Source organism: Streptomyces sp. NPDC002776 (genome assembly GCF_053592195.1).
The window spans coordinates 314355-337740 of sequence record NZ_JBSFVG010000004.1 but is presented as its reverse complement, the minus strand read 5'-3'; the positions used below and the strand labels follow the sequence as shown (position 1 = coordinate 337740).

The window sequence follows — 23386 nt, the reverse complement described above, 5'->3', positions numbered from 1 at the left end:
GGGGACTAGTCTCTATCGAGGGTGCCTACGATGGATCAAAAGCTTCTGGCCAAGACCTTCGTCGAGTTGGCCGACAACCTGGTCGCCGACTTCGACCTCATCGACTTCCTGCGCCTGCTGACCGACCGCTGCGTCGGCATGCTCGACGTGAGCGCCGCCGGGGTCCTGCTCGCCGACCGGGACGGCAAACTCCGTGTCATGGCCGCCTCCGACGAACAGGTGCGCCTGCTGGAGCTGTTCCAGCTGCAGAACGACGAGGGCCCCTGCCTGGAGTGCTTCCGCACGGGCGCCGCGGTGGTCGTCCCCGACCTCGGTGCGGCGACCGTCCGCTGGCCGCGCTTCGCGCCGGCGGCCCAGCGCAGCGGGTTCGGGGCGGTCCAAGCCCTGCCGATGCGTCTGCGGGACGAGATCGTCGGCGCCCTGAACCTCTTCCGCGCCCATTCCGGCCCCTTCGACCCGGCCGCCGCACCCGTCGCCCAGGCGCTGGCCGACGTCGCCACCATCAGCGTGCTGCAGCAACGCACCGCTGAGCGCAGCACGGTGCTCAACGAGCAACTGCAGACGGCGCTGAACAGCCGGGTACTGATCGAACAGGCCAAGGGCAAGCTCGCCGAACGCCAGGGCATCGACATGGAGCAGGCGTTCACCGCACTGCGCGGTTACGCCCGTGCCCACAACCGGCGCCTGGCCGATGTCGCCCGCGCCCTCATCGAGGATTCCGAACCGCTCGCCGGCCTGGGATTCTGACCCGCACGGCGTCGGCTACGAGCGGCAGGACCCCCGGACGGCAGGCCGGGGACGGCTCACCCGCGGTGCCCCCGGTCACGGCGGTCCCGGCGGTCCTCGCGCCGCCAGCGCGCCCGGTTCTGGCGGCTGTAGCGGCGGTCCCAGCGTTCCTGGCGACTCCGGCGCTCCTGGTACTCCCGGTAGTCCCCGGCACCGGAACGGCCGCCGCGGCTTTGGCCGCCGCCCCGATCGCCGCCGCCCCGAGTGCCGCCGCCCCGATCACGGCCGTGCCGGGTCGCGGCGTACAGCAGCACCGCCGCGGCCACCCACCAGAGGGGACTGAGAAAGCCGAGGCCGAACAGGACCGCGACGAGGACGAGAAGCAGGACGAACACAGTGGGCCTCCCGGGAGCTGGACACAGCATCGATACCGGGGACTGGGGCCTCATCCCACAGCGTAGTACGCCGGAAGGCCGCACCGGCATGCCCGCCGACCACCATGGCCGAAACCCGCGGCACGCGGGGCCCGGCGCGGAGATACCCGGTTAGCCTGGAAGAACACAGGCTCGGAGGCAAGCCATGATTCATGCAGCCGACATCCGCGAGTGGCGCAACCGCAGCGTCGTCGACCCGAAGGGCCACAAGATCGGCGTACTCGAAGCGGTCTACGTCGACACCGCCACCGACGAACCGGCCATGGCCACGGTCCGCACCGGGCTCCCCACCCGCCACCAGCTGGCCTTCGTCCCCCTCGACGAGGCCACCCTCGGCCCGGACTACGTCAGGGTCCCCTACCCCAGGACGCTGGTGAAGAAGGCGCCCTCGGTCGGCATGGACGACATCCTGCCCGCCGAGTCGGAGGAAGCGATCTTCCAGTACTACGACCTGCCCTACCAGCCGGGCCCGGGCAGCGAGCGGAAACTCGCGCGCCGCTGACCGCCCGCCCTCAGCCGCCCGAGGAGGCGTACGCATCATGGCCCTCTTGCTGTTTCTGCTGCTGGTCGCCGTCGTGCTGGGAATCATCGGAGTGGCCGCGGAAGGGCTGGGCTACCTGTTGATCATCGGCATCGCGGTGCTGGTGGCCGCGCTGGGCATCACCGCCGTCCGCTGGTCCCAGCGCGCCGGTCACCGCCCCATCCGCTAGGGACGTCACCGTGCCGCTGCGCTGTGCCGTGCTCGACGACTTCCAGCAGGTCGCGACCGGGCTCGTGGACTGGGCGCCGATCGCCGAGGACGTGGAGGTGGTGTCCTTCGGGTTCCACTTCGGCGACGAGGACGCCCTGGCCGCGGCGCTCGCCGAGTTCGACATCGTGGTCACCCTGCGCGAGCGGGTCCCCTTCCCCGCCTCCCTGTTCGCCCGCCTCCCCCGGCTGCGCCTGCTCGTCGCCTCCGGCATGCGCAACAGCGTCATCGACTATGCCGCCGCCGAGGCCCACGGCGTCACCGTCTGCGGTACGGCCTCTTCCCCCACCCCGCCCGTCGAACTGACCTGGGCCCTGCTGCTCGGCCTCGCGCGGGGAATCGTGGAGGAGAGCACCAACCTCCGCTCGGGCGGCCCTTGGCAGTCCACCATCGGCGCCGATCTGCACGGCAGCCGTCTCGGCCTGCTCGGCCTCGGCAGGATCGGCTCCCGGGTGGCCCAAATCGGCCTCGCCTTCGGCATGCGGGTCTGCGCCTGGAGCCAGAACCTCACCGACAAGCGCGCGGAGGAAGTCGGCGTCCACCGGGCACGGTCCAAGGAGGAACTTCTCGCGGACAGCGACTTCGTCTCCGTCCATCTCGCCCTCGGCGACCGCACCCGCGGTCTGCTCGGCGCCCCCGAACTCGCCCTCCTCAAGCCGACCGCCTACCTGATCAACACCTCCCGCGCGGCCGTCGTGGACCAGGACGCCCTGCTCGCCGCCCTGCACGCGGGCCGGTTCGCCGGCGCGGCCGTGGACGTCTTCGACACCGAACCGCTCCCCGACGGCCACCCGATGCGCACGGCACCCGGCCTGCTGGCCACCCCGCACCTCGGCTATGTCTCCCAGGCCAACTACCGCACCTACTACGGCCAGGCCGTGGAGAACATCAAGGCCTTCCTCGCCGGTTCGCCCGTACGGCAGCTCCCCTGACTGCGCGCTCACACCCCGTCGGACACCGCCGGACGGGTTACAGGACCGGGTGATCTCCCCCCGGGCCCCGTGACCAGCCGTGGGTCCCGGCGTTGAACGGAAAGTCCGGCGGCGCACCCTGCCGCCGGACTTACCGAGTCAAAGGAGAACGTGATGTCGCGCATCGCGAAGGCTGCCGCTGTCGCCGTCGGCACCGGTGCCATGGTGGTCGGCGGAGCCGGGATGGCCCTGGCGGACGCGGACGCCAACGCCACCGCCGCCCACTCGCCCGGCGTCCTGTCGGGCAATGTGCTCCAGGTCCCCATCCACATCCCCATCAACCTGTGCGGGAACACCATCAACGTGGTCGGCCTGCTGAACCCGGCCTTCGGCAACACCTGCATCAACAACGGCGGCGACGACAAGAAGGACGGCGACCGCGGCCACGGTCACGACCGCGGCCACGACAACGGCAAGGGCCAGGGCGGCTACGGCGGCTGACGTCCCGCACGTCTCCGCACCGCCCGTACGTCCCCGTACGGAACAGAGCCCCGGCACCTCCGAGCGCCGGGGCTCTGCCCTGTCCCTGCTTCCGCCCCCGCCCCCGGTCCCCCGTCACGCGTACCGGTAGATGTGGCTCACGTCCTCCAGCTGGTCCGGCGTCACGTCCCACGGCGGCAGCTTCTGGTGCCGGGCGACGATCCGCCCCCGCTGTCCGTCGCCGATCGCGGGCGGTTTGGCCGGGAGATACCGGTGCACCCGGTGCCGCCGCTGCCAGCGCGTCCAGCACAGGTCGACGAAGGCGTGGTGCAGCCAGAACACCGGGTCGTTGACGGAGGCGCCGCCGACCATGTCACCGCCGACCCAGCGGTGCACCCGGTTGTGATTGCGCCAGGCCACCGGGCCGCGCCCCTGGCCCCACCCCTCCAGCTTGTTGCGGAACCCCTTGCGGACGGTCGAGTCCCACGGCGGCGCGTCGTAGACCGGATCCGCCAGGGCCCACTCCAGATCGCTCTTCGTCGGCAGCGCGATCGGATCGCGCACCCGCCCGAGGTCGCGGGTGAGGAACCTGCCGTCCGTGACGTTCTCCCGGAGGGTCCAGTTGCCCTCCGCGTAGGCGAACGGCCCGGTCATCACCTGCCGGTCCGAGCGCCGCCCGGTGCCGCCGAGCAGGTCCGCGGTCCAGGGCGCGGAGGCCGCCGAACGGTCCTTCGTCCAGTCCCAGTACGGCAGCGTCACCGAGGGGTCCACCCGGCGCAGCGCCCGCTCCAGGTCCAGCAGGAACTGCCGGTGCCAGGGCAGGAAGGACGGCGTCATATGGGCCGTACGCAGTCCGCCCTCGCCGTCGGAGACGTAGTACTCGATGTGCATCCGCACGAACTCGTCGTACTCGCCCCGGCGTTTGAGCTCCAGCAGCGCCTTCACCAGCCGCCGCCGCTCGGTCCGGGTCAGCGTGCTGACGTCCTTACGCGTGTACGCCATGGTGGCCCCCCGAGTCCGTCTCCTCGTCCCGCAGCCGCTCCCCCGGCCCCAGTTCGTCGACCGCCGCACGGGCCGCGTCCAGCGGGGTGTCGTAGGAGCGGTAGTGGTCGATCATGCTCAGCCAGGTGCCGTCGGCCCGGCGCATCAGATGCAGGCGTACGCCGTCGACCGTGACGTACCACTGGGCGGCGCCGACGGTGGGACCCACCGAGGTCCGGATGCCGCGGATGCGGCGGCCGCGGTAGGTCTCGTCGAAGGCGATCTCCCCGGGGGCGTCCAGTCCCTGGGCGGGGGCCTGCGGCCGGGAGGCCGCGACGACGGGTGCCAGCGTCAGGGCACCCACCGCCGCGACCAGCCCGCGCAGCAGGTCCCGCCGTCCACCCGGTCTCACCGTGCCCAGCGCTCCGGGCTCCGCGTCCACTGCCACTGTGCCGACGTCGACGACCATCGTGCGCTCCTCTTCCGGTTGGCTTGTCACAGCGGTAACCCCCACCCGGCCCGCCCGGTCACCGCGTCCGCCCCGGAAACCGGAAAAGCCGAAGGGCCCGGTCGGCGGTGCGCGCCCCGGGCCCTCGCGAAGGCGCGGCTACAGGCCGGGCCCCGTCACCACGTCGGCGGCCGTCACGGTCTGAACGACCGGGGTCAGCACGCCCGCCTGCGGCAGCTTGGGCTCCGGCAGGCCGAAGTTGTCCGGGTTCGGCGGGGTGAGCGGGGCGTCCAGGGTCAGGCCCGGCGCCAGGGCGCGCAGGTCGGAGGCCGGGGCGTGGAGGGCGACGTGGTCGAATTCGTCGCCGAGGATGTGGGGCAGCGGCGCACGCAGGTTCCCGCCCGGCAGACCGGCGCTGACCGGCAGCTGCGGGATGACCCGCTCGGGGATGAGCCGGCCCTCGACGTACCGCGGGCCGTCGGGGGAGCCCGGCACCGGCACCGGGATCTCGGCGCCGAGCTGGGGCAGTTCGATGTTGAGGGACCTCTCCACGCCGTCCAGCGGCACCGGGACGGGGACCGTGCCGACCGCGGCGGCGGGGGCGGCGCCGGCTACCGCGGCCGCGAGGCCCGTGACGACGGCGGCGAGGGTTCCTCGGGTGGTCGACTTCATCTCAGCTACGGTCCCTTCCAGGGGTTCGGTGGATCGGCGTCCGTACCGCACAACGACTCCGGGATCACCTCCAGCGCACAATTCCCCCGATCGCCGCAGTAGTACGACCTACGTCCTGTCAGTTCGTCCAGAAGTCCCACCAGCGGGTGAGGATCAGCATCCCGACCGCACCGAGGTGCACCACCGCGAGCACCCAGGTGAACTCGCCGAGGAAGGCGACCGCCCAGCCCGGCGCGGGCAGCAGCCGCTCGCGCACGACGAGCGAGGTGACGTACCAGAAGAGGACGATGGTGGCGATCCACGCCAGACAGCACCACAGGCACAGGGCGTTGATCCGGTACAGCGACTCGAACTGGAGCCAGGACACGAACCCGACGCCGAACAGACAGCCCGCGGCGAGGGTCAGCCAGTACCAGCGCGGGAACCGGGCCCCGGCCAGCAGGCTGACGCCGACGCAGCCGACGACGGCGTAAGTGACCAGGCCCAGCATCGGGTTGGGGAATCCGAAGGCCTCGGCCTGGTCGCTCTCCATCACGCTGCCGCAGGACACCACCGGGTTCAGGCTGCATCCCGGGGTGAAGTCCGGGTCTTCCAGCAGCTTGAACTTGTCGATGGTGATGACCCAGGAGGCCAGCAGCCCGGCGGCGCCGGTGAGCACCAGCAGCAGGGCGAACCCCCGCCCCGCGCCCACGGTCCGCGCGGTCCGTCCCGCGGTCGTGGCCATCAGCCGCGCAGGGTGCGGGCCGGGAGCACGATGTGCGCGGCGGCGTTCAGGGTCTCGTCGGCGCCGACGAACTCGGCCAGCGCCTCGGGCACGATCGGCTTGCCGGGCTCGGCCTCGGGCCAGGGCCGGGTGGTGAACACGAAGTAGGCGTAGCCGCGTTCGGCGACGGCCCGCAGCCACTCCTGGGGCGGAGCGCACTGGGCGTTGAAGCCGGGCATGCTGACGACGGCCTGTCCGGCCTCGACGAGCAGGCTGACCGGGAGGCTGGGCTGGGCGGCGCCGTCGACGAGGTCCCCGCCGACCGGCAGGCCGTTGTTCTCCAGCAGCGCCGCTACGGCGTCGATCGAACCCTCCGGTCCCCCGGCACCGTCGCCGAGGGTGTAGGCGAGCAGATAGGGCATGTCGCCGCCGGGGGCCTCGCCGCTCCAGGCCATGACGACGAGCGTGCCGAGATCGGCGGCGCGGAAAGCGCGGCTCTCGCTTGAGGTTGAGGTCACCGCGCGACCTTATCGACGCATGAGAACGGCTCCGGAACACTGCTCACCCGACCGGGTGACGCCCCGCCTGGTGTCCACACGAACGAGTTACCCGTGCCTGGAACGAGGCCAGGCGACTCGGCGGCACATACCGAGGGCCGATTCCGTGCGCCACGAAATCGGCCGCTCCCGGTGCGCAATTGCCGAATTCAGCTCTGCACGGGGAGCCCGCCGAGCAGTCCGGCCTGGTTCAGGGTGGTGGTGGCGCCCTTCACGGTGCTGAGCATGGAGTCCTTGTTCTCGGTGTTGAGCGCGTTCGACTGGTTCTGGAGCGGCATCGCGTCAGCGGGCGACAGGCGGCCACTGGTGAGCGTGTTCCAGGCTCCGTTGAGGCTGGTGGGCGTGAGGTCGGCGGTGCTGTGGGCGAACGCGGGCGCGGCAGCACCGGCGACGACCAGGGAACCGGCAACGACAGCAGCGGCCTTCAGGGACTTCATCGTGTTCCTTTCTTCGGCAACTCACAGTCACCACGGGGAATTCTGCCGCCGTGCCTAACGACCTGACGCCGGACCGGAAACCCCGGGCCCGCATCCTCATATGAGATCCAAGAAAGACGTAGAGAAATTCAGAAAGCCGTTGTGCCGGTCAAATCAACCGGCACAACGGCTTTTTTGCGGCTTCGCCGTGTGTTACGGGGCGGGCGTCAGACCGGCTGGTGCGGCGGGTGCGCTCGGCAGTTGCGGCAGTCCGGCCAGGGTCGGGGCGGGCAGCTTGCCGCCGACCAGGGTGGCGGCGACCACGTCGACCAGATCGGTCAGCAGCCCGGTCACGGCCGAGGTCACCTTGCCGACGTCCCCGGCGGTGACGGCGGCGAGCAGGGAGTCGACGCCCTTCTGGAGGGCGGCAAGGGCATCCCCGACGAGGTCGGCGGGGGCCTGCGCGGCGGGTGCCTTGGCGTCGTCGAACTTGCTGAGCGTCGGCAGCGTGGCCGGCAGGCTCGGCGTGGCGGGCAGCGCGGGCTCGGCCGACGCGCTGGGCGCGGCGGGGGTGCTGGGCGCGGCGGGGGTGCTGGGCGCCGTGGGAACGGCCGGCGCCGTGGGGACAGCCGGGGACGTGGGAGCGGCCGGGGACGTGGGAGCGGCCGGGGACGTGGGGGCAGGCGGCGGGGTGGGGACGGTCGAGGTCGCCGAGAGGTTCGCGGCCGGAGCGGCGGCCGAGGCCTTGGCGATGGCGTCCTTGGCGGCCTTGCCGAGCTTCTCGGCGTCCGCGGCGGACAGCCGGCCCTCGTCGGCCTTGAGCACGTCGGTCAGCAGGTCGGTGACCGGCGTGAGCACACCACCGATGTCACCCAGGGACTTGACCTGGGCGAGAAGCGCTTCCGCGTCGGGGACGGGCGCGTGGGACGCCGCATGAGTGCGCTCACGGGCGGAGTCGTCGGCGGCCATCGCGGCTGGACCGGCGATTCCGAGCAGGAGGGTGGCGCACAGCGCGGAGGACGCGATACGCCGTGCGGGCAGAGCACGCATGGGTGTTCCTTTCGGTGGTGCTTCCTTCTTGTGCCCACCGTGAAATCGCCTCTCGCGCTCTGCAACCGTTCGAGTGCCCAGGGTGACCGCCCGCACGCCGTGCCGACGACGTCATGCCTGGTGAGAGGCGCGTCAAGGCTGCCGTGCGGGTGGGTGCCGGGATGCCCCGTTCGAGGTAACGCGAACCGGCCGCCCCGCCGTGGCGGATCCACGGAAGGGCGGCCGGTCAGGTTCTCGCGACGACGTCAGTCGTTGATGCAGGTGTTGCCGAACGCCGGGTTCAGCAGGCCGATCACGTTGATCGTGTTGCCGCAGACGTTGACCGGGATGTGGACCGGAACCTGGAGGACGTTGCCCGACAGCACGCCCGGGGAGTGGGCGGCGACGGCCTTCGCGTCGGCGTCGGCGGCGGCGATGCCGGCGCCGCCCGCAACGGCCGCGGCGGCAACAGACGTAAGGACCAGGCCCTTCGCGATACGCGACATGGAGAGGTGCTCCTTGGGGGTTGACACAAACAGCCGGGCGGGGATGCCCGGCGTTGTGTCAACGCGGGACGCGCACCGGGGTTGTGCCGCCAATGGGGTGATCCGGTGAGCGGTCCGGCTTCACCAATCCGACACACTTGTCCGGTTTCAACGGATTAATACGGATAGCAACTAGAGTTGCGGGCCTCCCGACGCGCCCCTATTGCCAGCACATCGCACCGTCCCCTCGCCGTTCTCCCGAAAGGCATCCCGGTGATGCGCCACTGTCTGGGCCCGCCACAACTCCGCCCCGTTCGAACCGAGCACGGCGCCGCGAGCCGGTGGTGACCCGTGGGCCATCCGGCTCGTTTCCCAGCGGGACGCAGTGTGCGCCGGCGCGCTCCTGGTCGCCGTCGACGCCCAGAGCCGAGGCGCGATCCCGCCCGTCCCCCGCGACACCCGTGAGCGAGGAAACCGCGCAATGCACCTGTCAGCCACCGACCCTCCGCCTCGGATCCTCCATCTGACCCAGCCCGTGGAGGGCGGGGTCGCCCGGGTCGTGACGGACCTGGTACGCGCCCAGCTCGCGACCGGACTGCACGTCACGGTCGCCTGCCCCGACAGCCCGCTGAGCGCAGCCCTGGGGACGCTCGGCGCCGACGTGCACGCCTGGCCCGCAAGCCGTGCGCCGGGCCCGACTCTTGTTCGAGAGGTACGGCGTCTGACGCAGGTGATCGAGGCGGCACGGCCCGATCTGGTGCACGCGCACAGCGCCAAGGCCGGGCTCGCCGGACGGCTCGCGGTGCGCGGGCGGATCCCGACCGTCTTCCAGCCGCACGCCTGGTCGTTCGCGGCGGTCGGCGGCGCCATGGCCGCCTTCGCGCTCAACTGGGAGCGTCAGGGGGCCCGTTGGGCCTCACGCGTGGTGTGTGTGAGCGAGGCGGAGCGGGTGACCGGGGTACGCGCCGGGATCCGCGGCCGGTACACGGTGATCCCCAACGGCATCGACCCCGAGCACTTCCACCCCGCCGCCGCGGGCACCGTACGCGCCGGGCTGCTGCCGGACGTCGATCCCGGGGCGCCGCTGGTGGTGTGCGTGGGGCGGCTGTGCCGGCAGAAGGGGCAGGACGTCCTGCTGCGGGCGTGGGCCTCGGTGGCGGAACGGGTGCCCGGAGCCCGGCTCGTGCTGGTCGGCGACGGTCCCGACGCCGCGTCACTGCGGGCCCGGGCGCCCGAGTCGGTGCTGTTCGCGGGGCCCGTCGCCGACGCCGCCCCCTGGTACCAGGCCGCCGATCTCGTCGTCCTGCCCTCGCGCTGGGAGGGCATGGCGCTCGCCCCGCTGGAGGCGATGGCGTGCGGGCGTCCGGTGGTGGTGACCGATGTGGACGGCGCCCGGGAGAGCCTGCCCCCCTCGCTGGAGCCGCACTGCCTGGTACCGCCGCGCGACCCGGCCCGGCTGGCCACGGCCGTCACCGAACTGCTGCGCGACCCGCTGCTGCGCGAGTCCCTCGGCCATCAGGGGCGCAGGCACGTCCGGTCCACGCACGACATGCGGCACACGGCCGAGGCGGTCGCGGAGGTCTACCAGGACCTGCTGGCCCGCCGCGTGCCCACCGAGCACAGGGAGTCCATCCACTCGTGACTGCCGACAGCACCGTCCCCTCGCCCGCCGGGCAGCCACGGGACCTGCCTGCCTCGCCCGTCTCCCTCATGCCGCCGCGCGGCGCGGCCCCGGGCTTCCGCTTCCCGGCCCGCAGACCCCGCCCGCGGCCCGCCTCCCCCGTACCGCTGCTGGCCGCCGACACCGCCGCCGCCCTGCTGGGCGCCTGGGTGCTCACCGCCGCCCAGCTCCGCCCGCTGCCGGCCGCACTGCTGGTGGCCGCCGCGCTGCTGCTGCGCCCGCAGCCGTCCCGGACCGCGACCGGCGTACTCGACGAACTGCCCGCCGTCTGCGGCCGGACCGCGGTGGCCTGGCTGGCGCTGGCGACCGCGGTCGCCGCGTACGCCCCGGACCAGGCGCTCTCCGCGCGCACCCTCACGCTCGGCTTCCTGACCCACGCGGCGGCCTGCTGCGCGGCCCGCGGTCTGGTGCACCGGCGCCGGGCCGGCGCGCTGCTCGCCCGGCCGCGCGCCGCCCTCGTCATCGGCCCGGCGGCCACCGCCCAGCGCGTGGCCGACGGCGTGCTGCGCCACCCGCGGTGCGGGGTGCGGCCGGTGGGCATCGTCGCCGACGACCCGGACGGCACCGAAGGGCTGCCCGTGCTGACCACCGGCGAGGAGGTCGAGCGGGCCCTGATCCAGAACGGCGTCCGTGACGTCCTCGCCGTGCACCCCTCCGTACGGTCCGAACGGGCGCCGCTGCTGCGGGCGCTCGCCGGGTCGGGGTGCGCGGTGTGGGAGGTCGACGCGGACTCCCCGACGTACGCCACCCGCGAGCAGCTCGCCGGGTTCGCCTGCCGCCGCCTCGACCTGGGCACCACGCGGCGCCGCGGCAGCGCGGGCAAGCGGGCCCTGGACATCACGGTGTCCGGGGCGCTGCTGCTGCTGGTCAGCCCGATGCTGCTGCTCTGCGCGGTGGTGCTGCGGCTGACCGACGGGCCCGGGGTGGTCTTCCGGCAGGAGCGCATCGGCAAGGACGGGCGCCCCTTCACCCTGCTGAAGTTCCGCACCCACCGTCCGGTCGACGAGCACGAGGCGGCCACCCGCTGGAGCGTCGCCGGCGAGGCGCGCATGTCGTGGTTCTGCCGCTTCCTGCGCCGCACCTCGCTGGACGAGCTGCTCCAGCTGTGGAACGTGCTGCGGGGCGACATGAGCCTGGTCGGACCGCGGCCCGAACGCCCGTATTTTGTAGGCAAGTTCAGCCAGACCTACCCCGGCTACGCGGCCCGCCACCGGATGCAGACCGGCATCACCGGGCTCGCCCAGATCCACGGGCTGCGCGGCGACACCTCCATCGAGGACCGGGCCCGCTTCGACAACGCCTACATCGACAACTGGTCGCTGTGGCAGGACATCTGCATCCTGCTGCGCACGGCGGCCGCCCTCGTCCGCCCGACGGGAAGCTGACCCGGTGGCCGGCCTCGCCCTCACCCCACCCCGGGCCCACCCCGTCCTCACCCCGGCCCTGCCCCTGGTGGCGGTCGTCGCCCTGCTCGCCCTGCCCCTTCGCGCCGACGGCGAGGGCGGCGCCGGCCCGGCCGACGCGCTGTCCGCACTGGTGGTGCTGTACTGCGCGATCCGGGTCGTACGGGACCGGCGGCGGCCCCTGTCCCGTACGGCCGCCGTGGTCCTCGGCCTGCCCGTGCTGGGGCTCGCGGTCGCGGCCATGGGCGCGGCCTCGCCGGGTGCGGGGCTCACCGGCATGGGCCGCTATCTCCAGGTCTTCGTCCTGGTCCCGGCGGCCGTCCTGCTGCTGCTCCGCGACCGGTCCGACTTCCGGCTGCTGGCCTGGTCGTTCGTCGCCCTCGCCGGGTGGCAGGGAGCCCTGGGAGTGCACCAGTACGTGACCGGCACCGGCGCCTCCTACCAGGGCGAGCCGGTCCGGGCAGTCGGCACCTTCGGGGCGCAGGACGTGATGGGGATGGCGACCGTGGTCTCCCTGGGCCTGGTGTGCGCGCTGGGTCTGGCGCTCGGCCGCACGCCGGTACGGCAGCGGATGATCGCCGCCGGCTGCGCCCTCGCCCTGCTCCTGCCGCTCGCCCTCTCCTTCAGCCGGGGCGCCTGGATCGCGACCGCGGTGGCCTGCGCGCTGCAGCTGGCGCTCGCCGGGCCGCGCCGGGCGCTGACGGTGGCCGCGGCGGTGACGGCGGTGGCCGTGATCCTGGTGGGCGGGTTCGGCCTCGGCTCGGCGATGCTGCAGCAGCGGATCAGCAGTATCACCCAGGTCACCGACGCCCCCGACCAGTCCGTCACCGACCGGTACACGATGTGGGCGGCCGCCGCCGGCATGTGGCGCGAACAGCCGCTGACCGGCGTCGGACTGAAGGGTTTCCCCGAGCACCGGGACGCGCACGCCTCCCTGGCGCTGTCCGCCGCGAGCGACACCGAGGGCGCGGGCACCGGGTTCCGCAAGCAGCCGCTGCTGTCCCCGCACAACATGTACCTCCTCGTCCTCGCCGAACAGGGCCTGATCGGCCTGCTCGCGCTCGCGGGCGGCTGGCTGGCGCTGCTGGTGTGCGCCCTGCGCAGGATCCGCGGGACGACCGCCCCAGACTGCGGGCTCGTCGCCTGCGGGCTGCTGGTATGGCTGCTGACCGACTTCGCGTACGCCGACATCGGCGGCCCCTCGACCGTGCTGACCGCGGTCTGCCTGGGCCTGGTGGCGTGGTGGGCACTGGCCCCGAGGACCGGGGAGGGCCCGGCACGATGACGGTGACGCCTCCACGGACCGGAGCCGACGGCCCGGCGACCCTGCCCCCGGCGCGCTCCGGGGAACCGGGGCCGGTGCGGGACGGCACCGGACTCGCCCCCGTCTCCGGGAAGTTCCTGGCCCGGGCCACCCTGCTCACCGCCGTGCTGTCCATCGCCGGCGCCCTGCTGGGGCTGGCCCGCGACCAGGCGCTGGCCCGGCTGTTCGGGGCGGGCACCGAGACGGACGCCTTCCTCGTCGCCTGGACGGTGCCGGAGTTCGCCTCGACCCTGCTGATCGAGGACGGCCTGGCCTTCGCCCTGGTCCCCGCGTTCAGCCTGGCGCTCGCCCGCCGCGCGCAGGGCGCCCCCGGCGACCCGGTCCGCTCGCTGGTCGCCGGCACGCTGCCGAAGCTGACGCTCACCCTGGTCGCCGCGGCGGGCCTGGTCGTCGCGACCGCCCCCTACCTGGTCGAGGCCCTCGCCCCCGGCCTGCCCGACGCCTCGCTCGCCGTCGACTGCACCCGCCTGACCGCGACCTGCGTGCTGAGCTTCGGGCTCGCCGGGTACTGCAGCGCGGCCCTGCGGGCGCACCGCCGCTTCCTGGCGCCGGCCGCGATCTACGTGGCGTACAACACCGGCATCATCACGGCGATGTTCGTCCTCGGCGGCCACTGGGGGGTGCGTTCGGCGGCCGTCGGGGTCGCGGTGGGCGGCGCCTTGATGGTCGTCATCCAACTGCCGTTCGTGCTGCGGCAGCTGCGGCGCAAGCCGGTCGCTCCGGAGGCGGCGCCCGCCGACGCGCAGGCGGTGTCGCTCGGGCTGGTCGCGTCGGTGCTGCTGTTCGCGCTGTGCCGTCAGTCCCAGGTGCTCATCGAGCGTTTCCTCGCCTCCACGCTGCCCGCCGGGTCCATCTCGCATCTGAACTACGCGCAGAAGGTGGCCCAGATCCCGATGACGCTCTCGCTGATGCTGTGCACGGTCACCTTCCCGGTGGTGGCGCGGGCGGTGGCCGAGGGCGACTTCGCGCGGGCCCGCGTCCGGGTGGAGCGCGATCTGGCGCTGGCCGCCTGCGTGGTGCTGCTCGGTGCCGCCACGGTCATCGCCTGCGCCCCGCAGATCGTCGAACTCCTCTTCCAGCGCGGCGCGTTCACCGCCCGGGACACGGCGGCGACGGCGGACGTCATGCGCGTGTACGCCCTCGGGCTGCTCGGCCAGACTTTGACCGGCGCCCTGATCCGCTCCTACTTCTCGGCGGGCCGCCCCAGTTGGTACCCGCTCGCGACGATGACCGTCGGCATCGCCGTCACCTGCTGCCTCGGCGCCTGGTCCGTGGACCCCTGGGGCGTGGCCGGGATCGCCGCCGCCAACGCCGCCGGCATCACCGTCACCGCCCTGCTGCTGCTCGCCGGAATGCGCCGGCGGGCCGTCCCGATCGGCACCCGGCGGGTGCTGGGCGAACTGAGCAGGCCGACAGCGGCCGCGGTGCTCGCCACCGCCGCCGGCGCCCTGGCCGCCGCCCGCTTCGACGCCGCCCTGCCCGCCCTGACCGCCGGGGCCACGACCGTGACCGGCGTGTTCCTCCTGACCGGCTGGGCCCTCGGCGCCCAAGGCCTCGCCCCTGTCCGCACCGTCACGCAAAGGCTCCGCCATGTCCGTCTCCGTTGACACCGGCCCCCGCCTCGGGCCCCGCCCAGGACCGGCCCCGTGGGTGGCCATGTACCACTCGGTGGGCGACTGCTCCGACGACCCCTACCGGATCACCGTCACCCCCGAGCGCCTCGGCGAACAGCTCGGCCGGCTGCGCCGCCGGGGCCTGCGGGGCGTGTCCGTGGCCGCCCTGCTCGCCGCCCGCGCCCGGGGCGAGGGGCACGGCCTGGTCGGGCTCACCTTCGACGACGGGTACGCCGACTTCGTCGACCACGCCCTGCCCGTGCTGCGCCGGCACGACTGCGGCGCCACCCTGTTCGTCCTGCCCGGCAGGCTCGGCGGCGACAACGCCTGGGACCCGCTCGGCCCGCGCAAGCCGCTGCTGACCGCCGACGGCATCCGGCACGCCGCCGAGGCCGGAGTGGAGATCGGCTCGCACGGCCTGACCCATGTCGACCTGACGCAGGCCGACGACGACCTGCTGCGCGCCGAGACCGCCGAGAGCAGAGCGGTGCTCTCGGAGCTGACCGGCGCTCCGGTCGACGGCTTCTGCTACCCGTACGGCACGGTCGACGCCCGCGCCGTCGAGGCGGTCCGGGCGGCCGGCTACACCTACGCCTGCGCCATCGATCCCGGCCCGCTCACCTCCCCGCACGCCCTCCCCCGCGTCCACGTCGGCCAGAACGACACCGCCGTACGCCTCTATCTCAAGCACCGTCTGCACCGGCTGCGCCGACGCCCCGTGGCGGGCCTGCGGTGAAGGCCCTGCACATCATCACCGGCCTCGGGGTGGGCGGCGCCGAGCAGCAACTGCGGTTGCTGCTGAGGCACTTGCCGGTCACGTGCGATGTCGTCACGCTCACCAACCCGGGCCCGGTCGCCGACGGCCTGGTCGCCGACGGCGTGCGCGTCGTCCACCTCGGCATGGCCGGCAACCGCGATCTCGCCGCCCTGCCCCGGCTGACCCGCCTGATCCGCACCGGCGGCTACGACCTGGTCCACACCCACCTCTACCGCGCCTGCCTCTACGGCCGGTTCGCCGCCCGCACGGCCGGCGTCAGGGCGGTCGTGGCCACCGAACACTCCCTCGGCGACTCGCAGATGGAGGGGCGGCGGCTCAGCCCGGGGGTGCGCGCCCTGTACCTGGCGGGCGAACGCCTCGGCCGCAAGACCGTCGCCGTGTCGCCGACCGTCGCCGACCGCCTCGAGCGCTGGGGCGTGCCCGCGCCCCGGATCGAGGTCGTCCCGAACGGCATCGACCTGGACCGCTTCCGCTTCGACCCGGCGCGGCGCGAGCGCACCCGCCGCCGTCTCGGGCTGCCCGAGGACGCGTACGTCATCGGCGGCATCGGCCGGCTCACCGCGGGCAAGCACTTCGGCACCCTGGTGCGAGCCCTCGCCCATCTCCCCGCGGATTGCTGGCTGCTGCTGGTCGGCGGCGGCCCCGAGGAGAGCGTCCTGCGCCGTACCGCGCACGAGGCCCGGGTCGCCGACCGGGTCCTGTTCACCGGCGAACGCCCCTACGTCCCCGACGGCTCCCCCGGCCCGGACCTGCCCTCCCTGACGGCCGCGATGGACGTCTTCGCCTCCCCCTCCCCGGAGGAGGCGTTCGGCCTGGCCGCCGTGGAGGCGCTGGCGAGCGGACTGCCCGTGCTCTACACCTCCTGCCCGGCGATCGAGGACCTCCCCGCCGAGGCCGCGCCGGCCGCCCGCCGGGTCCGGGGCGGTCCCGAGGAGTTCGCCCGGGCCCTCGTCGCGACGCGCGCCGAGGGCCCCCGGCCGCGCACCCCCGCCGAGGCCGCCCTGCACTACGGCATCACCCGCAGCGCCACCCGGCTGATGGACGTGTACCGCGCCGTCACCGCCCCGGCGCCCCCGTCACCCCAGGAGGTCAGTCCCGCATGACCGATACCCTCACCGGGCACCGCCGCCCGATCGCTCCCCTGGTCCGCGCCAAGGCCCTGCCGCCGTGGTCCCTGATCGTGGCCGGCGCCCTCGCCGGCGGCCTGCTCGGCGGCGCGTACGGCCTGGTCAGGACGCCGACCTACACGGCCACCAGCTATGTCGTCGCCGTCCCCGGCGAGAAGTCCGACCCGGTCTCCGCGCTCGGCTTCGCCCAGGCGTACGGCCGGGTCGCCACCCAGCTCGCGGTGCTCGGGGACGCCCAGGTGTGGGCGGGCGTCCCGGTGTCGACGCTGAAGGAGAGCGTGCGGACCGCGACCTCCCCGGACGCCCCGATGGTCGCCGTAACCGCCACCTCCGAGCGCGCCGACCTCGCCGCCGACATGGCCAACGCCGTCTCCCGCGCCCTGACCCGGCACGCGAACGACGTCGAGAAGTCCACCCACGTCGAGCTCCAGCAGTTCGCCCGCGCCACCGAGCCCACCGAGCCCTCCTCGGTGTCCGCCGGGGTGACCGGGCTGGTCGGCGCGAGCGGGGGCGGACTCCTCGGCGGCCTGGCGCTGCTGGTGCGGCCCCGGCGCGGCGGCGCGGACCCCGGGCGCCCCGCCGTACCGGGCCCGGCCCCCGCCGCCGACGTCCGCGGACAGCTGTGACGTACACGACCGAACTCGTCACCGACGAGGACACCTTCGCCGCCCTGTCCGCCGACTGGTCGCGGCTGTACGGCAGGTGCGCCACCGCGACCCCGTTCCAGAGCCACCCCTGGCTGCACTCCTGGTGGCTGTCCTACGGCTGTCCCGGCCGGCTCCGGGTGGTGCTGGTCCGCGACCGGGACGAGCTCGTCGCCGCCGCCCCGCTGATGCGGGTGCGCCGCCCGCTGCCCGCGCTGGTACCGCTCGGCGGCGCGATCTCCGACTACGGGGACGTGCTGCTGGACGACGAACGCGGCGAACCGGCGGTCGCCGCGCTCACCGACGGCCTGGCGGCAGCCGCCCGCACGGCCCTGATCGATCTGCGCGAGGTCCGCCCGGGCGCCGCGGCCGAGCGGCTCTACGACCACTGGCCGGGCCCGCGCAGCCGGGTGCCCGACTCCCTGTGCCTGGAACTGCCCGCAGCTCCGATGCCCGAGCTGATCACCCGGCTGCCCCTGGCGAAGACCCAGCAGCGCGCCCGCGCCAAGCTGCGCAGACTGGCCGCGCTCGGCATCCAGCGGCACGTCGTGGAACCGGCCGAGGTCGACAAGGCGCTGCGGCGGCTGCTGGAGCTGCACGAACTCCAGTGGCAGGGCCGCAAGGTGACGCCCGAGCACCTGCGCCCCCGCTTCCGGGACCATCTGGTGCGCGCGGTCGGCCCGATGGTGGCCGGCGGGGACGCGGTCGTCACCGAGTTCCGGCTGGACGACGACGTGGTCGCCGTCGATCTGACGCTGCTGTCGCCCAATCTGGCGGGCGGCTACCTGTACGGCGCCCATCCGTGTCTGCGGGAGCGCAAGGCGGACGTGGCGGTGATGTTGCTGGAGGCGTCCACCGAGTACGCGCGCGGCACGCTGAGCCTGCTGCGCGGCAATGAGCCGTACAAGCACCACTGGCGGCCCGAACCGGTCGAGAACCGGCGGCTGCTGCTGGCCCGGCGGCGCACCGCCCCGCTGCTGGCGGCGGCGCTGAGCTCGGTCGCCGCCCGGCGTCGGGGCAAGGAACTGGTGCGCCGCTGGAAGGAGCGCGACGGTGGCGGCAGGTCCTGACGGGCCCGCCGCCACCGGGGGCTCACCGGTTGCGCGAGAACCAGTCGAAGCGCAGGCACAGTTTCCCGCCGAGCCAGTACTCCACCCAGTCGCCCAACTCCAGCGGCGAGCAGTTCGGCGGGGTGACGGGCGGAGCGGTGGGCTCGCCCGGGGTCGGCTCCGGCGTGGGCTCGGGCGTGGGCTGCGGCACGTCCGTACGGCCGGACAGGACCGAGCGGTAGATCTCCGCCGACTCGGGGTTGGCCCGGCACTGCCACACACCGTGCGGGCAGTAGTCGGTCAGCGTGTTGTACAGCGGCTTGTGCTCGTCCATCCAGGCGAGCATCCGCCGCATGTACTCGGGATTGTCACCGTTGCGGAAGAGTCCCCATTCCGGATAGGAAATGGGCTTGCCGTGGGCTTTGGCGAAGTCCACGTGCGCCTGGAGACCGTAGGGCTCCTTCACCTGTTCGTCGAACGACATTCCGCGCGGCTGGTCGTACGCGTCCATTCCGATGATGTCGACCGTGTCGTCGCCCGGATAGCACTCCGTCCAGGGAACGGCGTCCCGGCCCCGGGTCGGGGTGAAATCGAACAGGAACTTCTGCCCCGGCACCGCACGCATGGTGGTGACGATCCTGTTCCAGTACTTCTTCCACGCCTCCGGGTCGGGGCCGCAGCGATGGGTGTACGTGATGCCGTTCATCTCCCAGCCGAGCACGATCACCGTGTCCGGGACCTTCAGCTCCACCAGCCGCTCGGCGAGGCGGCGGTAGTGGCGGTCGAAGGCGCCGGCCGCGCCCTCCCGCAGCAACTGCCGGACCTCGGTGTCGGAGACGCCCTCCTCGTTGCGCTCCTGCATGGGGACGTTGAGGACGAACATCCGGTCGTCCCGTTCCCGTCGCCAGTCGGCCCAGGCCTCCAGGAAGTTGGGGGCGCCCTCGATGTTGCTCCACCGGTCGCCGGGCAGGTACGTGTGACCGACCCGCAGGTCGGCCCCGTCCAGCCAGCGGCTGAGCTCGGCGATCCGGTCGACGCCCCGGGCGCTGTAGTCGAGGTAGGCGCCGAAGGCGGGGGTGTGCTGGGCCAGCGCCGCGGGTGCCGGGGTCGCCTGTGCGGTGGCCGTCGGTGCCGGAGCGGGAGGATCGGCGACCCGGCCCACCCCCGTGCCCGCGGCGAATCCCGTACCGGACGCCAGGGCTGCGGACGCGGCGACGACCACCGCGACACACGCCAGCCGCCGACGGGACCGGGCCGGTCGCTGCTGTGGGGCCATGCCTGCTCCTTTCTCCACACTCGCGGTATTTCCCATTACTGACACCCAGTCATATGAGCAGGCATTACGCCACCGTTGTTACGGCTTTCGAGTGCCCCGCTCGCCCGACCGAAGGAATTGAGTCCGTGTCGCTGTTCGACACCCGGATCCCCGCAGTACTGCTGCGGATCGACCGGAATCCCTTTCACCACGGAACGCTGGGCGCCATGCGCTCGCTGGGCCGGGCGGGCGTGGAGGTGCATGTGGTCGCCGACTGCGTGGCGTCCCCCGTACGCCGCTCCCGTTTCGTGACCCGCGTGCACCCGGCGCCTGCGCCCGGTGCGGCCCCGGCCGACATCGCGGGGGCGCTGCGCAGGGTGGCCGCCGGGATCGCGAGGCCGGCCGTGCTGATCCCGATGGACGACGCGGGCGCGGTGGCGGTGAGCCGGCTCGGCGCGGAGCTCTCCCCCGCGTATCTGCTGCCGCAGCAGCCCCGTTCACTGCCCGAGCGGGTCGCCGACAAGGCCGAGCTGGCCGGGATCTGCGCCGCGGCGGGCATCCCGCACCCCCGCACGCTCGTCCCGGCCAGCGCCTCGGAGGCCGCGGCGGACGCCTGGCGGCTGGGCCTGCCGGTGGTCGCGAAGTGGAGCCGCCCCTGGCTGCTGCCGCCCGGCAGCGGGCTGCGCAGCACGGCGGTCATCCGCTCGGCACAGCAGGCACGGGAGCTGTACGCGCGCACGGCGGAAGCGGGCAGCGAGCTGCTGCTCCAGGCGTTCCTGCCGCCGGGTCCGGACCTGGACTGGTTCTTCCACGGGTACGTCGACCGCGCGGGCGCCCTCCGGGCGGGCGGCACCGGGGCGAAGCACCTGTCCTGGCCGCGCGGCGCGGGGCTGACCGCGGTGGGCCGCTGGACTCCCGACCCCCAGGTGCGGGCGCTGGCGGCGGACTTGGTGGCGCACCTCGGCTACCGCGGCATCCTCGACCTCGACTTCCGCCGCTGCGCCACGACGGGCCAGTACCACCTGCTCGACTTCAACCCGCGCCCGGGCGCCCAGTTCCGTCTCTTCACGGACACCGCGGAACTGGACGTCGTACGAGCCCTGCATTTGGACCTGACCCACCGCCCGCTGCCGGAGGGGTCACCGCGTCCGGGGCGGATGTTCGTCGTGGAGAACTATGCGCCGTTGACGGCCCTGCGTCCGACGCGGCACGGCCGCGAGACGGCCTGGTACGCCCCGGACGACCGGGCGCCGGGCCGGGCGATGTGGACCCTGTGGACCAGGCACGTGTCGCGCCGCGTGCTGGACCGGCTGCGCCACCTGTGCCGGCGGTCAGGGCCGCCGGCCGAGGCGCGCGTGGTCCGGCAGGGGAAGGCGCCGGTCGTCGACGACGAGAAGGCGGGCAGTCACTGAGGTGCGGGGGGGGGGCACACACCACGGGTGCCGGACGTACTGGACGTCCGGCACCCGTGGTTCGTCTCACCGATGGGACGCGGCCCGTCCTCGACGGTACAGAACGGCCCCGCCCGCGATCAGAGCGGCACTGGCACCGGACGCGGCCAGCATGCCCTCACCGCTACCGGTCTCGGGCAGCATGGGCACCGGCCCGTCGTGACCCCCGCCGGGAGGTGGCGGCGGCGTGTGCTCACCGACCGGAGGCGGAGGGGTGTGCTCACCGCCAGGGGGCGGCGGGGGCGTGTGGTCACCACCGGGCGGCGGAGGGGTCTGTTCCCCACCGGGCGGCGGTGGCGTGTGACCACCATCCGGAGGCGTGTGCTCACCGCCCGGAGGCGTGTGTCCGCCGCCCGGGGGTGTCGTGGGCGGCTTCGGCGAGGGCGTGTCGCCGTACCCCCCCTCCCCGTCCCCGTGGTCCCCGTCCCCGTGGTCGCGGTCGTCGTGGTCGCGGTCGTCGTCGCCGTGGCCGTATCCGGAATCGTCGTACGGCTCCCCGTACGCACCGCGCTTCGTCGCGTCGTCCGCCGTGGCGCAGTCGTTGCCGAAGGACGGGTTGAGCGCGGCGACCACGTCGACGGTGTTGCCGCAGGCGTTGACCGGGAGCTCGACCGGCGCCGACACATCGTTGCCGGACGCCACGCCGGGCGAATCCTTGGCACCCCCGTCCGCGCTCGTGTCGGCGAGGGCGGGAGCACCGCACAGGGACAGAATGCTTGTCGCGGCGGCGGCCGCGACCATTCCCCTGCTCAGGGTCTGTCGCAATCTCGTTGTCTTCCTGCTTGAAGAAGTGAAGGAAAAAAAACCGGCCTCGGAACGGGGAGAAGGCGTCCGAGGCCGGCCGTGCCACAAGCGGAGTGGCTGGTGCGCTGCGTCGTCAGTCGTTGACGCAGGTGTTGCCGAACGTCGGGTTCAACAGGGCGATGACGTTCACGGAGTTGCCGCACACGTTGATCGGAACGTGCACGGGAATCTGGACCACATTGCCCGAGAGGACGCCGGGGGAGCCGATGGCCGCACCCTTGGCCTCCGCGTCGGCGAACGCCGGGGTGGCCATACCCATGGCCATGATGGCGCCCGCGACAACAGCAACGCTCTTCTTCATGAACTATCCCTTCTCAGCGGTCATGCCTCTTTGTCGGCCGAAGCCGAAGCGAGCGCAGCTGGAACGGCTCGCACCATGACCTGCAGCCTGCTAACGAGCAATTCACGGATGAGGAAGCCATGGAACGTGCGACACCGCGAAGTTCACTCGCATGCCTCGTTCCACGCCGCCGCCGCTCCGCCGGGAGAGTGACGAGCACACCGTCGCGTCGCCCGGAGGGTCCGTTCCCTGACGCGACCGGGCGGCCCGCAGAGAATTCAGCGGACCGCCCGGGCTGCGTGGGGCCACGGCTCAGTTCGACTCGCCGTTCGCCGACAGGACCGACAGGTCCTCCAGGATGTGCGAGAGCGCGCCATCGCGCTTGGCCTGCGTGGAGTTGTCGGTGCACTGCTGCGCCAGGTCGTCCGACAGGATCGGGACGTCCTGGATCGGCACGATGTTGATGACGGCGACGTTGATGTCCTCCAGCGCGGCGCACGGCTTGTTCAGCGTCCCGTCGACCAGCGAGAGCTGCGGGCTCATGTCGCCCTTGGTCGCCGAGTTGCCGAAGGACGAACTGGCACCGTTGCCGTTGGCCACGGCCGGGCCGGAGTCGTCACCGATGGCAAGCGCCTGGGGAGCCGCCGCCACCGACATACCAATGACAGAAGCGGCAGCCGCCGCGGCGACCATTGCCTTCTTGAGCACTTCGCGTTCCTTTCCTCGTAGCGACGCATGTCGTACGGCTTCATCAACCGAGCGCGTCGGGATTGGTTGCGGGGGTTCACCCGGTTGGCCCGCACGGAGTCGAAACGCGGTCCCCGCGGAGCGGCCCGGCAAACGTCCGCGGTGTGGGCCGACGGAGTGAACGGGAGAAACCAAGTCGCGCCAGATCAGTTGGATCAGAGCGCTCCGGTGCACACGTTTTCTCTGAAAGGACTGGCCAGTGATCAAGAAGGTTATTGCCACCGCGGCTCTCGCCGCTTCCGTCGTGGGTGTCTCCGCTGCCACGGCTCCGCAGGCGCTGGCGATCGGTGACGACAGCGGTCCGGTCACCTCGAACGGCAACGGGGCGATGCAGAGCTTCGGCAACTCGAGCACGTACGGCAACATGAGCCCGCAGATGGCGCTCATCCAGGGCTCCTTCAACAAGCCCTGCATCGCCCTGGAGGACATCAACGTCCCCATCGTCAACATCGTCTCGATCCAGGACCTCCCGATCCTGTCGGACGACATGAACCAGCAGTGTGCCGAGAACTCGACGCAGACCAAGCGGGACGGCGCGCTGGCGCACCTCCTGGAGGACGTGTCGATCCTGTCGGAGAACAGCGAGCGCTGACGCCGGTACGAGGGCGGGGCCACCGGTTGTCCGGTGGCCCCGCCCTTC

At 73.0% G+C, this 23386-nt stretch carries 28 protein-coding genes; 15 read left to right on the top strand and 13 right to left on the bottom strand.

The features are described from left to right. The first annotated feature begins 30 nt into the window (after nucleotides 1-30). A complete protein-coding gene (locus ACWD11_RS11415; RefSeq protein ID WP_389415949.1) occupies nucleotides 31-747 on the top strand; it encodes a GAF and ANTAR domain-containing protein in 717 nt (238 codons plus the stop codon). A gap of 56 nt (nucleotides 748-803) precedes the next feature. Here ACWD11_RS11415 and ACWD11_RS11410 read toward each other — a convergent pair whose 3' ends face one another. After that, complete coding sequence (locus ACWD11_RS11410; protein ID WP_389415948.1) at nucleotides 804-1121, bottom strand: hypothetical protein; 318 nt, start codon at nucleotides 1119-1121, stop codon at nucleotides 804-806. Nucleotides 1122-1305: 184 nt separating this feature from the next. Between ACWD11_RS11410 and ACWD11_RS11405 the strand changes: the two genes are divergently transcribed. The 4 genes from ACWD11_RS11405 to ACWD11_RS11390 all read left to right on the top strand — a co-directional run bounded on the left by ACWD11_RS11405 (nucleotide 1306) and on the right by ACWD11_RS11390 (nucleotide 3320). Next, entirely contained in the window at nucleotides 1306-1662 is a 357-nt protein-coding gene (locus ACWD11_RS11405) for a PRC-barrel domain-containing protein (protein WP_451282624.1), read from the top strand. Nucleotides 1663-1699: 37 nt separating this feature from the next. Then, nucleotides 1700-1870, top strand: coding sequence for a hypothetical protein (locus ACWD11_RS11400; RefSeq protein WP_389415946.1), 171 nt, complete (start codon nucleotides 1700-1702; stop codon nucleotides 1868-1870). Between the two features lie 10 nt (nucleotides 1871-1880). Next, a complete protein-coding gene (locus tag ACWD11_RS11395) occupies nucleotides 1881-2840 on the top strand; it encodes a D-2-hydroxyacid dehydrogenase family protein (RefSeq protein WP_451282621.1) in 960 nt (319 codons plus the stop codon). Nucleotides 2841-2993: 153 nt separating this feature from the next. After that, the gene (locus ACWD11_RS11390) at nucleotides 2994-3320 is read left to right on the top strand and encodes a chaplin (RefSeq protein ID WP_389415944.1); all 327 of its coding nucleotides are present in this window, start codon (nucleotides 2994-2996) and stop codon (nucleotides 3318-3320) included. A 114-nt stretch (nucleotides 3321-3434) separates the two neighbouring features. Here ACWD11_RS11390 and ACWD11_RS11385 read toward each other — a convergent pair whose 3' ends face one another. The 8 genes from ACWD11_RS11385 to chpG form a co-directional block, all read right to left on the bottom strand. Next, the gene (locus tag ACWD11_RS11385; RefSeq protein ID WP_451282619.1) at nucleotides 3435-4301 is read right to left on the bottom strand and encodes a tyrosinase family protein; all 867 of its coding nucleotides are present in this window, start codon (nucleotides 4299-4301) and stop codon (nucleotides 3435-3437) included. Beyond that, entirely contained in the window at nucleotides 4285-4749 is a 465-nt protein-coding gene (locus tag ACWD11_RS11380; protein WP_389415942.1) for a tyrosinase family oxidase copper chaperone, read from the bottom strand. Before ACWD11_RS11380 ends, ACWD11_RS11385 begins: the two co-directional genes overlap by 17 nt. A gap of 138 nt (nucleotides 4750-4887) precedes the next feature. After that, nucleotides 4888-5400, bottom strand: a complete 513-nt coding sequence (locus ACWD11_RS11375; RefSeq protein ID WP_389415941.1) for a hypothetical protein — start codon at nucleotides 5398-5400, stop codon at nucleotides 4888-4890. A gap of 118 nt (nucleotides 5401-5518) precedes the next feature. After that, nucleotides 5519-6124, bottom strand: a complete 606-nt coding sequence (locus ACWD11_RS11370) for a vitamin K epoxide reductase family protein (RefSeq protein WP_389415940.1) — start codon at nucleotides 6122-6124, stop codon at nucleotides 5519-5521. Beyond that, complete coding sequence (locus ACWD11_RS11365) at nucleotides 6124-6621, bottom strand: DUF5949 family protein (protein WP_389415939.1); 498 nt, start codon at nucleotides 6619-6621, stop codon at nucleotides 6124-6126. Before ACWD11_RS11365 ends, ACWD11_RS11370 begins: the two co-directional genes overlap by 1 nt. A 188-nt stretch (nucleotides 6622-6809) precedes the next feature. Then, the gene (locus ACWD11_RS11360; RefSeq protein WP_389415938.1) at nucleotides 6810-7097 is read right to left on the bottom strand and encodes a hypothetical protein; all 288 of its coding nucleotides are present in this window, start codon (nucleotides 7095-7097) and stop codon (nucleotides 6810-6812) included. A gap of 192 nt (nucleotides 7098-7289) precedes the next feature. Further along, the gene (locus tag ACWD11_RS11355) at nucleotides 7290-8126 is read right to left on the bottom strand and encodes a hypothetical protein (protein ID WP_451282616.1); all 837 of its coding nucleotides are present in this window, start codon (nucleotides 8124-8126) and stop codon (nucleotides 7290-7292) included. 245 nt (nucleotides 8127-8371) lie between these two features. Then, nucleotides 8372-8611 (bottom strand): chaplin ChpG, encoded by a 240-nt coding sequence (gene chpG, locus ACWD11_RS11350; protein ID WP_389415936.1) that lies wholly within the window; start codon nucleotides 8609-8611, stop codon nucleotides 8372-8374. 460 nt (nucleotides 8612-9071) lie between these two features. Here chpG and ACWD11_RS11345 point away from each other — a divergent pair, with 460 nt between their 5' ends. Genes ACWD11_RS11345 through ACWD11_RS11310 form a run of 8 tightly spaced genes read left to right on the top strand, consistent with a single transcriptional unit; the run spans nucleotide 9072 to nucleotide 18230 of the window. After that, entirely contained in the window at nucleotides 9072-10232 is a 1161-nt protein-coding gene (locus ACWD11_RS11345; protein WP_451282614.1) for a glycosyltransferase, read from the top strand. Further along, on the top strand, nucleotides 10229-11656 hold the full coding sequence (locus ACWD11_RS11340; protein ID WP_451282612.1) for a sugar transferase: 1428 nt from the start codon (nucleotides 10229-10231) through the stop codon (nucleotides 11654-11656). Before ACWD11_RS11345 ends, ACWD11_RS11340 begins: the two co-directional genes overlap by 4 nt. Before the next feature lie 4 nt (nucleotides 11657-11660). Beyond that, nucleotides 11661-12959 carry an O-antigen ligase family protein gene (locus ACWD11_RS11335; protein ID WP_451282610.1) on the top strand — a complete coding sequence of 433 codons (1299 nt, stop codon included), beginning with the start codon at nucleotides 11661-11663 and terminating at the stop codon, nucleotides 12957-12959. Further along, on the top strand, nucleotides 12956-14605 hold the full coding sequence (gene murJ / locus ACWD11_RS11330) for a murein biosynthesis integral membrane protein MurJ (RefSeq protein ID WP_451282608.1): 1650 nt from the start codon (nucleotides 12956-12958) through the stop codon (nucleotides 14603-14605). The genes ACWD11_RS11335 and murJ overlap by 4 nt, the downstream gene beginning before the upstream one ends. Further along, nucleotides 14589-15347, top strand: coding sequence for a polysaccharide deacetylase family protein (locus ACWD11_RS11325; protein ID WP_389415931.1), 759 nt, complete (start codon nucleotides 14589-14591; stop codon nucleotides 15345-15347). The genes murJ and ACWD11_RS11325 overlap by 17 nt, the downstream gene beginning before the upstream one ends. Further along, the gene (locus ACWD11_RS11320; protein ID WP_451282606.1) at nucleotides 15344-16492 is read left to right on the top strand and encodes a glycosyltransferase; all 1149 of its coding nucleotides are present in this window, start codon (nucleotides 15344-15346) and stop codon (nucleotides 16490-16492) included. The genes ACWD11_RS11325 and ACWD11_RS11320 overlap by 4 nt, the downstream gene beginning before the upstream one ends. After that, a complete protein-coding gene (locus ACWD11_RS11315; protein ID WP_389415929.1) occupies nucleotides 16489-17142 on the top strand; it encodes a YveK family protein in 654 nt (217 codons plus the stop codon). Before ACWD11_RS11320 ends, ACWD11_RS11315 begins: the two co-directional genes overlap by 4 nt. Beyond that, nucleotides 17139-18230: a GNAT family N-acetyltransferase gene (locus ACWD11_RS11310; RefSeq protein WP_451282604.1), complete on the top strand. Its 1092-nt coding sequence runs from the start codon at nucleotides 17139-17141 to the stop codon at nucleotides 18228-18230. Before ACWD11_RS11315 ends, ACWD11_RS11310 begins: the two co-directional genes overlap by 4 nt. Nucleotides 18231-18252: 22 nt before the next feature. On the opposite strand, the gene ACWD11_RS11305 is transcribed toward ACWD11_RS11310, so the two are convergent. Next, nucleotides 18253-19485 carry a glycoside hydrolase family 26 protein gene (locus ACWD11_RS11305; protein ID WP_451282602.1) on the bottom strand — a complete coding sequence of 411 codons (1233 nt, stop codon included), beginning with the start codon at nucleotides 19483-19485 and terminating at the stop codon, nucleotides 18253-18255. Nucleotides 19486-19610: 125 nt separating this feature from the next. Between ACWD11_RS11305 and ACWD11_RS11300 the strand changes: the two genes are divergently transcribed. Next, entirely contained in the window at nucleotides 19611-20876 is a 1266-nt protein-coding gene (locus ACWD11_RS11300; RefSeq protein WP_451282600.1) for a carboxylate--amine ligase, read from the top strand. 66 nt (nucleotides 20877-20942) lie between these two features. Here ACWD11_RS11300 and ACWD11_RS11295 read toward each other — a convergent pair whose 3' ends face one another. The 3 genes from ACWD11_RS11295 to rdlA form a co-directional block, all read right to left on the bottom strand. Then, nucleotides 20943-21656, bottom strand: coding sequence for a chaplin (locus ACWD11_RS11295; RefSeq protein WP_451282750.1), 714 nt, complete (start codon nucleotides 21654-21656; stop codon nucleotides 20943-20945). A gap of 136 nt (nucleotides 21657-21792) precedes the next feature. Next, nucleotides 21793-22020, bottom strand: coding sequence for a chaplin (locus tag ACWD11_RS11290; RefSeq protein ID WP_389415925.1), 228 nt, complete (start codon nucleotides 22018-22020; stop codon nucleotides 21793-21795). 291 nt (nucleotides 22021-22311) lie between these two features. Next, nucleotides 22312-22707: a rodlin RdlA gene (rdlA, locus tag ACWD11_RS11285; RefSeq protein ID WP_389415924.1), complete on the bottom strand. Its 396-nt coding sequence runs from the start codon at nucleotides 22705-22707 to the stop codon at nucleotides 22312-22314. A gap of 238 nt (nucleotides 22708-22945) precedes the next feature. On the opposite strand from rdlA, the gene ACWD11_RS11280 reads away from it, so the two are divergent. Further along, on the top strand, nucleotides 22946-23338 hold the full coding sequence (locus ACWD11_RS11280) for a rodlin (RefSeq protein ID WP_389415923.1): 393 nt from the start codon (nucleotides 22946-22948) through the stop codon (nucleotides 23336-23338). Nucleotides 23339-23386: the final 48 nt, after the last annotated feature.